We start from the raw sequence: 11,938 nt of genomic DNA, 5'->3' as shown, positions 1-11,938 counted from the left end.
GTCGAAGGAGGGGCTGGAGCAATGGACGCGATCCGATGCCCAGCTCTTCCTGGGCGCGGCCTTCTGGGCTCGCGCGATGCGCTGTGAACGGACGATGGGGGTGTCATACTTTGTAGTCACCTCGCTTCGACTCCAGGGTCGTTCGTGATCCAGCTTTTCCATTTTAATCACAGTGATGATGCGACAAGCTCGGACACCATGCCCGGCAGGGTGATCGTTGGCGGTATGATGATGCGACTGAAATCAATCTTGCTGGCGATCGCCAGCCTTCTCGTGGCAAACCTCGCTTGCGCTCGCGAGCCTGACCACCAAGGCAACTGGCTTGCTCAGCAAGAGAAATTCAACAAGCGCATTGAAGCGAGCAATCGCCGGGCGACCCGAAGCATTTGTGAGAATTTTTGCAAGGAACAAAAGCGGCCGGTCTATGCCGAACCGGAAGAGGCGCTTGAGCCCGACACTGTTGCCGAGGCCACCTACGAACGGACGCGGACACCCTATCAAATGCAGTTCGAGACCAACGACATGCAGGTCGAGCGTGAGTAGGGTTGCTTGAGGGGCGCACATAGCGTTCGCGCGCAGCCATAGGCGAGGGCGCCGGACCCAAAAGAGTGGACTTGCGGTCGGAGCGGCATTGCCGCTCCGCATGATGCGTCCACGAGTGGCTTCATCCTTTGAGCCGATGCATGCGTCAGCGATGTTCCGGACAACCGTATGTCCTTTGAAATGGCTGCCAGGGTTTATTCCGAAGAGACAGGCTTGAAGCTGGTCGCCAGATCATCAGCGCCTTTCACGAGAAGTCCCAGGTCGGATCCGACGGCAACGAACTCATAACCCCACTCGATGTAGCGGCGTGCATCCGCCTCACGCGGTGCAAGGATGCCTCCAGGCTTTCCCACGGTCTGGAGCCGTCGCACGGCATCTTGAATGGCAGCCTGAACCTCAGGATGCTGCGGGTTGCCGATATGCCCCAGAGATGCTGACAGATCGGCGGGGCCGATGAACACGCCATCAACTCCGTCAACGCTTGCGATGGCCTCCAGCTCTCTCAACGCCGCCGACGTCTCGATCTGCACCAGGACGCAGGTTTCCCGGTCCGCTTGCTTGAGATAAGCGGGCAAGCGTCCATAGCCGCTGGGGCGGCCCACCGACGTGATCCCGCGAATGCCTGCCGGAGGATAACGACAGGCGGCAACCGCCTGCTCTGCTTCCCGCGCGTTCTGCACGAAGGGAATCAGAACAGCCGGCGCGCCGATATCGAGGAGGCGTTTGATGAGAACAGGATCGTTCCAGGCCGGACGCACGACGGGAGTGGCGGTGCCGCCTGCAAGGGCCTGGAGTTGACTCAGGATTCCCGGGACTTCGTTGGGGGAATGCTCCATGTCGAGCAGGATCCAATCGAAGCCGCTATGAGCAATGATCTCCGCCACGATATTGCTGCAAAGGCTGCTCCAGAGTCCGATCTGCAACTGCCTGTTCTTGAGAGCGGCTTTGAAAACATTGCGCTGAAGGTCCATCATCGGTCACCCTTGTGTCTGGCTTGTCGCCGTGCCTGTTATACATGGAAACGACAGGCGTATGCCCAGGAGAAATGCGGAGTTATTAATCGGATCATCCGGAGTTCCTATCCCGCACCTCGACTGTCTCGAAGCGTTTCCTGTTCACCATGAATGTTCAAGGTTCAGCCCAAAGCCCTTGGCTGTGGTCAGGACAAGCCGCAGGTCCCATTCGCATTCCGGCATGCTGCCGCATTGTCTTGCTCATCAATCCTGGGCGTCGCGCGGGGCATCATTGCTCTGGCGATGAGGCGGGTGAGGGCTGCTGAAAGGACGCCAGGGCCGTGTGAATGAACTCGGTCAATTGCTGCGCCGCGAGAGATAGAGGACGGCGACTGGATGTCAGAAGCCAGATATCCATCGAGGTCTTCGGCAGGAGCGGACGGCGGACCAGCTGGTCGGGCGGATAATCCATTCCGACGAAGGGTGGAAGAATGGAGACCCCGATGCCATTCGCGACAAAACTGCAAGCGGTCTCGGACATGGGAACCTCGATCCGATTTCGCTTCTGCACGCCGCGCATCTGAAATGCCCGATCAATCGTCATCAAGGAGCAATCGTCCCGTTCGAGAGAGATGAATGACTCGTTTCGCAAATCTTCCACGCCGATGGTGGACTTCTCGGCCAACGGATGTTGCGCCGGCAGGAAGCACATCAGGTCGAAGCGGATCACCGCCTCGGCTGTCACGTCCGGGTGGTCGAACGGCAGGATGCTGAGGCCGATATCCACCTGTTGCGCCATGACAAGCTCCGCGATGCGCGGCGAGGCCCTGCTTTGAAGCGTCAGGCGCAGGTCGCGCTGCTCGGCCAGAAAAGGAGAAAGGGCTCGCGGCAGATAGCGCGACGCCAACGCCGGAAGCGCCGCGATCGTGACCTGTCCCCACTCTCGGTTTCGCACGGCTGCCGCCACGCGCTCGATGCGTTCGGTGCCGGCGATGAGTTTCTCCACCTCGGCGGCTACGAGACGGGCCTCGAGGGTCGGAACCAGCCGGCCGTTGCTGCGCATGAAGAGCTTGAAGCCGCAGCTCTCACCGAAGCCCTTCAGCAGTTTGCTGACCGCAGGCTGCGAGATGCCGAGCCTCTCGCCCGCATGCGTCACCGAACCGGTTTCCATGAACGCGTGAAACGCTTCTATCTGTCTGATGTTCATTACAACGTTCTCAGGCTTGCTCTCTGGTCCATGAGTTTCGGTTATAATGGACGGCAGAAAAGCAATTTGACAATCATGTTATGGGCTCCTCTAATCCTCGGAAGAACTGCGGGCAAGGCGGTCGGATGACTGGCGTCATGAGAAGCTGCCCTTCTGGAAGGAGCGCGCCAGAGGCTCGTCCGGTGTGTCTGCGGCAACAATATCCAAAGGGGACACAACGTGATGAAATCAGCAATTTCGGTAGGTGCGTTGGCGATCATGATATCCGCCGCGTCGCCTGCTTTGAGCAGCAGTCTCGTCGTCTGCATCGAAGGAAGCCCGGAGACCTTCAATCCGCAATTGACCAGCAATGCGACCACGAGCATCGTGACCGGCCAGATCTACGATCAACTCGTCTCGGTCAAGGCCGGCGGTTCGGAGCTCGAGCCGAGCCTCGCCGAAAGCTGGTCCGTTTCGGAGGACGGCAAGACCTATACGTTCAAGCTGCGGCAAGGCGTGAAGTGGCAGTCCAACAAGGCGTTCAAACCGTCCCGTGACTTCAACGCGGACGATGTGGTCTTCAGCTTCGAACGCATGATGAAGGCCGACCATCCCTACGCCAAGGTCAATGGCGGGAACTACATCACCTTCAACACCAAGCTCGCGGATGTCCTGACGGCGGTGAAGAAGATCGACGAGCACACGGTCGCGTTCACGCTGAAGGAACCGTTGGCGCCCTTCATCGGGATCCTGTCCCACCAGTCACTGATTATCCTCTCCGCCGAATATGCCGATCAACTGCTCAAGGCCGGAACGCCTGAGCAGCTCGACCTGCAGCCGATCGGAACGGGCCCGTTCCAGATGCAGGTGTATCAGACCAATGCGGCCGTGCGGTTCAAGGCCTTCCACGATACCTGGGGCGAGAAGGCGAAGGATCCGTCGCGGACGCCGAAGGTCGACGATCTCATCATGCCGATCACGGTGGACGCGCCGGTCCGGCTGCAGCGCGCGCAGGCGGGAGAATGCCACATCGCCAACGCGCCGAGCCCGGCCGACCGGGAGGTGATCAAGGCCAGTGCCAAGCTCAACCTTGCTGAAACGCCCGTGGCATCCTCCGGCTTCCTCGCCTTTAACTTCAAGGAGAAGCCCTTCCAGGATAAGCGCGTCCGGCAGGCGCTTGCCCATGCCATCAACATGAAGGGCCTCGTCGACAACGTCTTCGAGGGCACGGGCGCGGTGACGGGGGCTCTCATCCCGGCCTCGCTCTGGGGGCACAATGCCGACCTGAAGGGACATGCATACGATATCGAGAAGGCCAAGGCGCTGCTGGCCGAGGCCGGATATTCGAATGGCTTCGAAACGCAGATCTGGGCGCTTCCGGTCACACGTCCGTACATGCCGAACGGCCGCCGCGCCGCGGAATTGATCCAGGCGGATTGGGCCAAGATCGGCGTCAAGGCGGAAATCGTGACCTACGAATGGGGCGAGTACGTCAAGCGCGCGCGCATGGGCGAGTCGAAGACCGCGATGTTCGGCGGCATCTGGGACTTTCCGGATCCGAGCCAGATCCCGAACAACTACTTCACCTGTAATTCGCAGGGTAAACCGAGCCCGTCGAATATTGGGTCATGGTGCAACCCGACCTTCATCGATCTGATCGCGCGCGCCGGTCAGATCACCGATCAGAAGCAGCGGACCGACCTCTACAAGCAGGCGCAGGTCGTGTTCAACGACGAGGTTCCGGCGATCCTGTTCGGCAGCTCGTCGGCGCTGCTCGCCGTCAACAAGTCGGTTTCGGGTTTCGTCCCGGCCGTGTTCGGAACCAGCCGCTTCTCGGGCGTCACGGTGCCGTAGAACGATCCTTCTCAGAACTGGGCGGGGAGGACTGAAGGATTCCTCCCCGTCGATCTTTCCTGCCGTTGGGCCGGGTCCAGAACCCGGCGCAAGGCTTTTCCTTCATGCGGAGCTTGAAGATGCGTGTCGTCGTGATCGGCGCAGGGATTCTCGGATCCAGTGTCGCCTATCATCTTGCCATGAGCGGCATTGAAGTCGAGGTGTTCGACGAGGTTCATCAGGGCAAGGCGACCCTGGCCGGCGCGGGAATCGTTTGCCCCTGGGCCACCAAGGTCACCGATCCGGAATGGTACGCTCTCTATGCCGCCGGAGCGCGCTACTACGCAAAACTGGTCGAGGGCCTGACGCAGCGTGGCGAAACCGATCTCGGATACGGGCGCGTCGGCACGCTCGTCGTCGCCGAGGACCGGCGGGAACTGGATGCGGCGGATCAGAGAATCCAATCGCGCATCGCCCATGCACCCGAGGCGGGAGACGTGCGGCGCGTATCGGCCGCTGAAGCGAAGCGGCTGTCCCCGCCATTGCGGGAGGATCTCGACGGCATTTACATTCCCGGAGGCTCTCGCGTCGACGGCAGGCTTCTCGCCGCGGCCATGACCCGTGCGGCCGTCGCGGCGGGCGCCGTGCTTCGGCACGATCACGTGTCGCTCGAATTGCGGGACGGAAGAGTGCACGGCATCCGCAGCGACGGAAGCCCGGTCGAAGCGGACGAGATTGTCGTCACGGCGGGCGCCTGGGCCTCACAGATCCTGCGTCCTCTCGGATTGGAGCATCCTGTCCGTCCGCAAAGGGGCCAGATTGTCCACCTGCGCCTGCCGGGGGCGGAAACACGCTCTTGGCCCGTCCTGCTCCCTATGACCAGCCATTACATGCTGGCCTTCGACGATTCCCGTGTCGTGATCGGCGCAACGCGGGAGGACAATACCGGGTTCGATTATCGGGTCACGGCCAGCGGCCAGGCCGAGGTTCTCAATGCGGGCCTCGCGATTGCGCCCGGATTGGCCTCGGGCACCATCATCGAAACACGGATCGGCTTCCGGCCCGCAGGCGACGGCTACAAACCCATCCTTGGTCGCGTTGCGGGCATCGACGGCCTTGTCATCGGCAACGGCCTTGGGGCGGCCGGCCTCACCATCGGGCCCTATGCTGGCCGCCTGCTGGCCCAGATCTGCATGGGTGAGACGCCGGATACCGACACGGCTCCCTACGCTCCCGCCGCGGCGTGAGCGACGTTCCATTCACAATCAAAGGACATCCAATGACCGACATCATCCGTCACCGGAAACACAAGATCATGCATGGCGCCGTGGAGCATAACGGCGTGCTTTATTTCGGTGGGCATGCAGCCAACGACCTGTCGAAGGGCATGGCGGATCAGACCCGGGAAGTCTGCGCAAAGCTCGACACGTTCCTCGCGGAGCTTGGTTCCGACAAGACGAAGATCCTCGCGGCCCGAATTTACCTCAGCGATATGTCGCAGAAGGAAGAGATGAACAAGGCGTGGCTCGAATGGATTCCGGAGGACGACCTCCCGTCGCGGGCAACGATCGGCATTGCGAGCCTCGGCGATCCCAATCGCCTGATCGAGGTGATCATCACCGCCGCGCGATAGCGCAAGCTGGCTTTTGTGCAGCAATGACATCGGCCTGCGGGCAGTTTCTCCGCCCGCAGGCACTCCACGCAAAACTCATCGCCCAAGGATTGCTGCCGCGATCCCGCCGGACCCTGGGATGCCGATAATGACCGAGACGAAGACCAGCCGGATCGACGATCGCTACGCGACCAACGAGAAATACACCACGTTGCGTGGGATCCACCGCGATGCCCAGAGGCATCTCTCGGAAGTCGAGTGGAATTATCTCTGGTGCGGCACCGGCGACGAGGTCACTCTCAGGGACAATACGGCAGCGTTCGACCGCCATCGGTTTGTCACTCCGCTTTTCGCGGGGATCAGCAACCCCGATACACGAACCAATGTTCTGGGGCTCGATCTGAGCTTTCCCGCCTTCATCGCTCCGTTCGGCGGCGAGGCCGCATTCCATCCCGGCGGACACGTTGCCATCGGGCGTGCGGCCGAAGCAGTCGGCATTCAGCAGATGGTTCCGGTAGCCGCATCGTTCCCGCTCGAGGACATCGCGGCCGCTTCGTCCGTGGCATCGATCTTCCAGATGACGTTCGTCGGCGATGAGGATGCCGCCGTCGGTCTCATGGAGCGGGCCAAAGTCGCGGGCTACAAGTATATTTGCGTCACGTATTCGCCCATCAGGCAATGGCGGGAACGGATGATGGAGGACCGCTTCTCCATCCGGGGCGAGAGCGGCTCCGCCAATTTCGGGCCGGGACGGTCGGACCCGGCTTCTCTCGTCGAACTGCTGGAGTTCACGCAGCCGCGCTGGACCTGGCAGCAGGCCGCGCGCGTCATCGCCCGTGCGCCTCTTCCCTGCATCGTCAAAGGCGTCACAAGCGTCAAGGACGCCCATGCGGCGCTCGATGCCGGTGCCGTCGGGCTTTATGTTTCGAATTACGGCGGCCGCACGGTTGACCGCACGCCCGCAGCTCTGGACGTCCTGCCGTCCATCCGGAAGTCAGTGGGGCGAGATGTCCCGATCATCTTCGACTCGGGCATCCGGCGCGGCAGCGACATCGCTACGGCGCTTGCATTGGGCGCGGATGCGGTCGCGCTTGGCCGCCTCATTGCGCTTGGCCTGGCGGCCGATGGCGAGCACGGCGTCCGGCGGACCCTGGAACTCCTGCAGCGCGAGTTCTGGACGACGCTGGGCCATCTGGGCTGCTCCCGGGTCCAGGATCTGAGCGAGGCGGTTCTCTATCGACCCGAGTTGGATACAGGACGCTAGAATATGTGCGTAGCTCGGGGAGGCGGGGCGAACGAAGCGCATCCCAGAAAACGGGGCATAGCCGCTCGATGCAGGCAGAACCAGCGGGCCGTCAATGCAGCACGAGCAGCCAGCCGACCAGGGCCACCGGGGCGATGATGCCGAGAACGAAGGAGACCGCCGAATGAGCCATAGGAACCTCCTGATGGTTCCTTAAGGTAATCTCCTGCGTCTCAGGAGGCGGTGCGCTACAGCACGTTCCAGGGCAGGGGTATCACGGCTCAGGCTTCCGGTCCCCCGACGGTCCCGTTTCTCGGGAGGAACCTGGGGCTGCTCCATCGTCGGTCGATGTGCCGCTCCGGGCCTTCCGCTTCTTGCCGAGCCATTTGTACATCATCCACCCCAGGCCCGAGCTGAGGGCGGCGATCACGACCAAGCCGGAACTCGGATAGTCGCGGAAATTGATACGCTTGCTACCGTTCAGCTCTTCCAACTCGTCGTCCGGCTGCTCGTCTGTCTCGGGCATGGAGGGTATCTCGTAGGGTTTCATTCCATATATGTCTCGCGCGGCTGGTTTTCCATCATGCGCAGATCCTGAAAAGAGAAGAGCGCCGCGGCCTTGCGGCTGCGGCGCTCGCGTCAAACTTCGAGGCTGGTCAGCGGCCCCAGCGCAGCACCATCGGGTCCAACCGGCGGGCGACCTCGAGCAGGCCTTTGCGGATCTCCGGGTGCAGGGGCTGCAACGGATGGCGCACGGCCTCGGACCGGATCACGCCGCCTTCCTTCATCAGCACCTTGGCGGCCAGCAGCCAGCCCTGCCGGTTTTCGTAGTTGATCAGCGGAAGCCAGCGCTCGTAGGCTGCGGCGGCCTCTTCCTTGTTGCCGGCCATGTAGGGATCGATGATCTGGCGGATGCCGTCCGGATAGGCTCCACCCGTCATCGCGCCGGTCGCGCCGGCATCGAGATCGGCCATGAGGGTGATCGCCTCCTCGCCGTCCCAGGGACCTTCGATGGCATCGCCGCCCAGCGCGATCAGTTCCCGCAGCTTCACCGCCGTGCCGGGCACTTCGATCTTGAAGTAGGACACATTGGCGATCTCCTTGGCCATGCGGGCCAGGAAGGGAGCCGACATGAAGGTGCCGGCCATCGGGGCGTCCTGGATCATGATCGGGATGGCGATGGCATCCGAAACCCTGCGGAAGAACTCGTAGATCCCGGCCTCCGACACGCGCAGCGTCGCGCCGAAGAAGGGCGGCATGATCATGACCATGGCGGCGCCCGCGGCTTCCGCCCGCCGGGAGCGGTCGGCGCAGATCTCGGTCGAGAAATGGCTGGTGGTGACGATGACCGGAACCCGTCCGGCGACGTGATCGAGCACCGTCGTCGTCACGGTCTCGCGCTCCTCGTCGGTCAGCAGGAACTGCTCGGAGAAGTTGGCGAGAATGCACAGGCCGTCCGAACCCGCTTCGATCATGAAATCGATGGCGCGCTTCTGGCCTTCGAGATCGAGCGTCCCATCGTCATGGAAGATCGTTGGAGCCACCGGAAAGACGCCGCGGTACGGACGCGTGGAATGAGTGCCGGACAAGGACATGTTTTCTCCTTTCAGAAATGACGATGTCGCGTTCAGTGATTGTCGCGTGGGACGGGCGATCCTGTCCGTCCGACGAGAAAGTCCAGATCGACGCCTTTGTCGGCTTGCAGGACATGGTCGATATAGAGCTTGGCCCAACCGCGATCGGCATGCGGGACGGGCGGAACCCAGGCGGCGCGACGACGCTCCATTTCCTCGGCCTCGACGTGAAGATGCAGGCTGCGCGCCGCGACATCGAGCGTGATCATGTCGCCGTTCTGCACCAGTGCCAGGGGGCCGCCGGCGGCGGCTTCCGGTGCCACGTGCAGCACTACGGTGCCGTAGGCCGTGCCGGACATGCGCGCGTCCGAGATGCGGATCATGTCGCGGACGCCCTTCTTGAGGAGCTTCTGCGGCAGCGGCATGTTGCCGACCTCGGCCATGCCGGGATAGCCCTTCGGTCCGCAATTCTTCAGCACCATGATGCAGGTCTCGTCGATGTCGAGATCCTCGTCGTCGATCCTGTGGTGCAATTCCTCGATGGTCTCGAACACGACCGCGCGGCCGGTGTGCTGCATGAGCTCCGGCGAGGCGGCGGACGGCTTGATGACGGCCCCGTTGGGGGCGAGATTGCCTTTGAGGATCGCGATGCCCGCTTCCGGCTTGAAGGGCTCCTCGAAGGTGGTGATCACCTCGCGGTTCCAGCACGGAGCGTCCTTCACGTTCTCCCAGATCGGCTTGCCGTTGACCGTGAGGGCATCCTTGTGCAGCAAACCGCGCTCGCCGAGCGTACGCAGCACGACGGGCAACCCGCCGGCATAATAGAAGTCCTCCATGAGGAAGCGGCCGGAGGGCATGAGATCGACGAGGCAGTGGATGTCGCGACCGAGCCGGTCGAAATCGTCGAGCGTCAGATCAATGCCCACGCGTCCGGCAATCGCGAGAAGATGCACGACCGCGTTGGTCGAGCCGCCGATGGCGGCGAGCGTGCGGATGGCGTTCTCGAAGGCTTCGCGCGTCATCACCTTCGACAGCACGAGATCCTCGTTCACCATCTCGACGATGCGCCGCCCCGCTATGCGCGCGAGGTGGTTGCGCCGCGCATCGGCTGCGGGGATCGCGGCATTCTCCGGCAGGCCGACGCCGAGCGCCTCGACCATGGACGCCATGGTGGAGCCCGTGCCCATGGTCATGCAATGGCCGGCCGAGCGGTTCATGCCGCCTTCCGCTTCATGGAACTCCTGCAGCGTCACTTCCCCGGCGCGCAGCTGCTCGCTCATGGAGATGATGTTGGTGCCCGAGCCGATATACTTGCCGCGATAGACGCCGCGCAGCTGCGGGCCGCCCGACACGCCGATGGTCGGCAGGTCCGCCGAGGCCGCGCCCATCAGCAGGGCAGGGGTTGTCTTGTCGCAACCCATGAGGAGCACGACACCATCGAGAGGATGAGCGCGGATAGCCTCCTCCACGTCCATGGCCGCCAGGTTGCGGAACAGCATGGCCGTCGGACGCATGGTCACTTCGCCGAGAGACGAGACGGGGAATTCGAGCGGGAAGCCGCCGGCATCCAGCACGCCGTATTTCACATGCTCGGCAATGGTGCGGAAATGCGCGTTGCAGGGCGTCAGTTCGGACCAGGTATTGCAGATGCCGATGACCGGGCGGCCCTCGAACTGGTCCTGCGGGAAGCCGCTGTTCTTCAGGAAGGAGCGATAATAGAAGCCCATCTTATCCTGACGCCCGAACCAAGCCTGGCTGCGAAGCTGGCGTTTCTTCTCTTCGGTCATTTCTCTCGTTGCCCTTGAAACTCTGTATCGTCTGATTGAGCGAGCCGCATTGGAGCGCGACTTTCGTTGAATAGGCGCTCAATTCGAATCATATAATACTACTAATAGTCGGCTGTTAAGGCTGCTTAAGTCGAAGAGCAACGACAATTTTAGGGAGAATGCTCATGAAGGCCCGTCATCTTCTCACGACGATCGGCATGGCTGCACTGATGCTGTCTTCAAGTGTCGCTTATGCCCAGAACAAAATGACCATCGGGTTCTCGCAGGTCGGTTCGGAATCCGGCTGGCGGGCTGCCGAGACGAAGGTCTCGAAGCTCGAGGCCGAGAAGCGCGGCGTCGACCTCAAGATCTCCGACGCGCAGCAGAAGCAGGAAAACCAGATCCGCGCAGTCCGCTCCTTCATCGCGCAGGGCGTCGACGCCATCTTCATCGCGCCGGTCGTATCGACCGGTTGGGACGCGGTTCTCAAAGAGGCCAAGGATGCCAAGATCCCGGTCGTGCTGCTCGACCGCTCCATCGATACCAAGGACGATTCCCTCTACCTCACCGCCGTGACGTCCGACACCGTCTATGAGGGCAAGGTGGCCGGCGAGTGGCTCGCCAAGGAAACCGGCGGCAAGTGCAATGTGGTAGAGCTGCAGGGCACGGTGGGATCGAGCCCCGCGATCAACCGCAAGAAGGGCTTCGACGAGGTTGTCGCCGCCAATCCCGGCATGAAGATCGTCCGCACGCAATCAGGCGACTTTACCCGCACCAAGGGTAAGGAAGTGATGGAAAGCTTCATCAAGGCGGAAGGCGGCGGCAAGAACATCTGCGCCGTCTACGCCCATAACGACGACATGGCGATCGGCGCCATCCAGGCCATCAAGGAAGCGGGCCTGAAGCCCGGCAAGGATATCAAGATCGTTTCCATCGACGGCGTTCCGGATATCTTCAAGGCCATGTCCGACGGCGAGGCGAACGTCACGGTCGAGCTGACGCCGAACATGGCAGGCCCGGCTCTCGATGCGCTCATCGCCTACAAGAAGGACGGCACGATGCCGAAGAAGTGGATCCAGACGGAGTCCAAGGTCTTCATGCCTGACACGGCGAAGGCCGAGTACGACAAGCGCAAGGATCTCTACTGAAATCGGGATATGTTGAGGCAGCAGGCGAGAGATTGCCTGCTGTTTTGCTTCACGCATCGGGCGGACTCGCAAGGGCCATT

Annotated in this window: 11 protein-coding genes; 6 read left to right on the top strand and 5 right to left on the bottom strand. The window is 62.1% G+C overall.

Annotated elements, in window-relative coordinates:
* Positions 1 to 144: 144 nt before the first annotated feature.
* Positions 145 to 543 (top strand): hypothetical protein, encoded by a 399-nt coding sequence (locus H0S73_RS20845; protein ID WP_181053936.1) that lies wholly within the window; start codon positions 145 to 147, stop codon positions 541 to 543.
* Between the two features lie 194 nt (positions 544 to 737).
* Here H0S73_RS20845 and H0S73_RS20840 read toward each other — a convergent pair whose 3' ends face one another.
* Together H0S73_RS20840 and H0S73_RS20835 are read right to left on the bottom strand one after the other, a co-directional pair.
* Positions 738 to 1,514, bottom strand: coding sequence for an HpcH/HpaI aldolase family protein (locus H0S73_RS20840; protein WP_181054415.1), 777 nt, complete (start codon positions 1,512 to 1,514; stop codon positions 738 to 740).
* A 271-nt stretch (positions 1,515 to 1,785) separates the two neighbouring features.
* Positions 1,786 to 2,703 (bottom strand): LysR substrate-binding domain-containing protein, encoded by a 918-nt coding sequence (locus H0S73_RS20835; protein WP_181053935.1) that lies wholly within the window; start codon positions 2,701 to 2,703, stop codon positions 1,786 to 1,788.
* 222 nt (positions 2,704 to 2,925) lie between these two features.
* On the opposite strand from H0S73_RS20835, the gene H0S73_RS20830 reads away from it, so the two are divergent.
* From H0S73_RS20830 to H0S73_RS20815, 4 genes are all read left to right on the top strand, one after another.
* Positions 2,926 to 4,536, top strand: coding sequence for an ABC transporter substrate-binding protein (locus tag H0S73_RS20830; RefSeq protein WP_181053934.1), 1,611 nt, complete (start codon positions 2,926 to 2,928; stop codon positions 4,534 to 4,536).
* 119 nt (positions 4,537 to 4,655) lie between these two features.
* Positions 4,656 to 5,762, top strand: coding sequence for an NAD(P)/FAD-dependent oxidoreductase (locus H0S73_RS20825; protein WP_181053933.1), 1,107 nt, complete (start codon positions 4,656 to 4,658; stop codon positions 5,760 to 5,762).
* A gap of 32 nt (positions 5,763 to 5,794) precedes the next feature.
* Positions 5,795 to 6,148 (top strand): RidA family protein, encoded by a 354-nt coding sequence (locus H0S73_RS20820; protein WP_181053932.1) that lies wholly within the window; start codon positions 5,795 to 5,797, stop codon positions 6,146 to 6,148.
* A gap of 127 nt (positions 6,149 to 6,275) precedes the next feature.
* On the top strand, positions 6,276 to 7,391 hold the full coding sequence (locus tag H0S73_RS20815; RefSeq protein ID WP_181053931.1) for an alpha-hydroxy acid oxidase: 1,116 nt from the start codon (positions 6,276 to 6,278) through the stop codon (positions 7,389 to 7,391).
* Between the two features lie 253 nt (positions 7,392 to 7,644).
* Here H0S73_RS20815 and H0S73_RS20810 read toward each other — a convergent pair whose 3' ends face one another.
* From H0S73_RS20810 to H0S73_RS20800, 3 genes are all read right to left on the bottom strand, one after another.
* Positions 7,645 to 7,896 (bottom strand): hypothetical protein, encoded by a 252-nt coding sequence (locus tag H0S73_RS20810; protein ID WP_181053930.1) that lies wholly within the window; start codon positions 7,894 to 7,896, stop codon positions 7,645 to 7,647.
* Between the two features lie 130 nt (positions 7,897 to 8,026).
* Positions 8,027 to 8,965 carry a dihydrodipicolinate synthase family protein gene (locus H0S73_RS20805; RefSeq protein ID WP_181053929.1) on the bottom strand — a complete coding sequence of 313 codons (939 nt, stop codon included), beginning with the start codon at positions 8,963 to 8,965 and terminating at the stop codon, positions 8,027 to 8,029.
* Positions 8,966 to 8,997: 32 nt separating this feature from the next.
* On the bottom strand, positions 8,998 to 10,731 hold the full coding sequence (locus tag H0S73_RS20800; protein ID WP_181053928.1) for an IlvD/Edd family dehydratase: 1,734 nt from the start codon (positions 10,729 to 10,731) through the stop codon (positions 8,998 to 9,000).
* Positions 10,732 to 10,895: 164 nt separating this feature from the next.
* Between H0S73_RS20800 and ytfQ the strand changes: the two genes are divergently transcribed.
* Positions 10,896 to 11,858, top strand: coding sequence for a galactofuranose ABC transporter, galactofuranose-binding protein YtfQ (gene ytfQ, locus H0S73_RS20795; protein WP_181053927.1), 963 nt, complete (start codon positions 10,896 to 10,898; stop codon positions 11,856 to 11,858).
* Positions 11,859 to 11,938: the final 80 nt, after the last annotated feature.

The organism is Microvirga mediterraneensis (assembly GCF_013520865.1).
GTDB lineage: Bacteria > Pseudomonadota > Alphaproteobacteria > Rhizobiales > Beijerinckiaceae > Microvirga > Microvirga mediterraneensis.
Note: the sequence above shows the minus strand (reverse complement) of the source record. Positions and strands in the feature narration are given on the sequence as shown.

Coding starts and splice junctions, on each gene's coding strand:
- H0S73_RS20815 (WP_181053931.1), top strand. CDS start 6,276: ATGACCGAGACGAAGACCAGCCGGATCGACGATCGCTACGCGACCAAC.
- H0S73_RS20840 (WP_181054415.1), bottom strand. CDS start 1,514: ATGGACCTTCAGCGCAATGTTTTCAAAGCCGCTCTCAAGAACAGGCAG.
- H0S73_RS20820 (WP_181053932.1), top strand. CDS start 5,795: ATGACCGACATCATCCGTCACCGGAAACACAAGATCATGCATGGCGCC.
- H0S73_RS20835 (WP_181053935.1), bottom strand. CDS start 2,703: ATGAACATCAGACAGATAGAAGCGTTTCACGCGTTCATGGAAACCGGT.
- H0S73_RS20825 (WP_181053933.1), top strand. CDS start 4,656: ATGCGTGTCGTCGTGATCGGCGCAGGGATTCTCGGATCCAGTGTCGCC.
- H0S73_RS20830 (WP_181053934.1), top strand. CDS start 2,926: ATGAAATCAGCAATTTCGGTAGGTGCGTTGGCGATCATGATATCCGCC.
- H0S73_RS20810 (WP_181053930.1), bottom strand. CDS start 7,896: ATGCCCGAGACAGACGAGCAGCCGGACGACGAGTTGGAAGAGCTGAAC.
- H0S73_RS20805 (WP_181053929.1), bottom strand. CDS start 8,965: ATGTCCTTGTCCGGCACTCATTCCACGCGTCCGTACCGCGGCGTCTTT.
- ytfQ (WP_181053927.1), top strand. CDS start 10,896: ATGAAGGCCCGTCATCTTCTCACGACGATCGGCATGGCTGCACTGATG.
- H0S73_RS20800 (WP_181053928.1), bottom strand. CDS start 10,731: ATGACCGAAGAGAAGAAACGCCAGCTTCGCAGCCAGGCTTGGTTCGGG.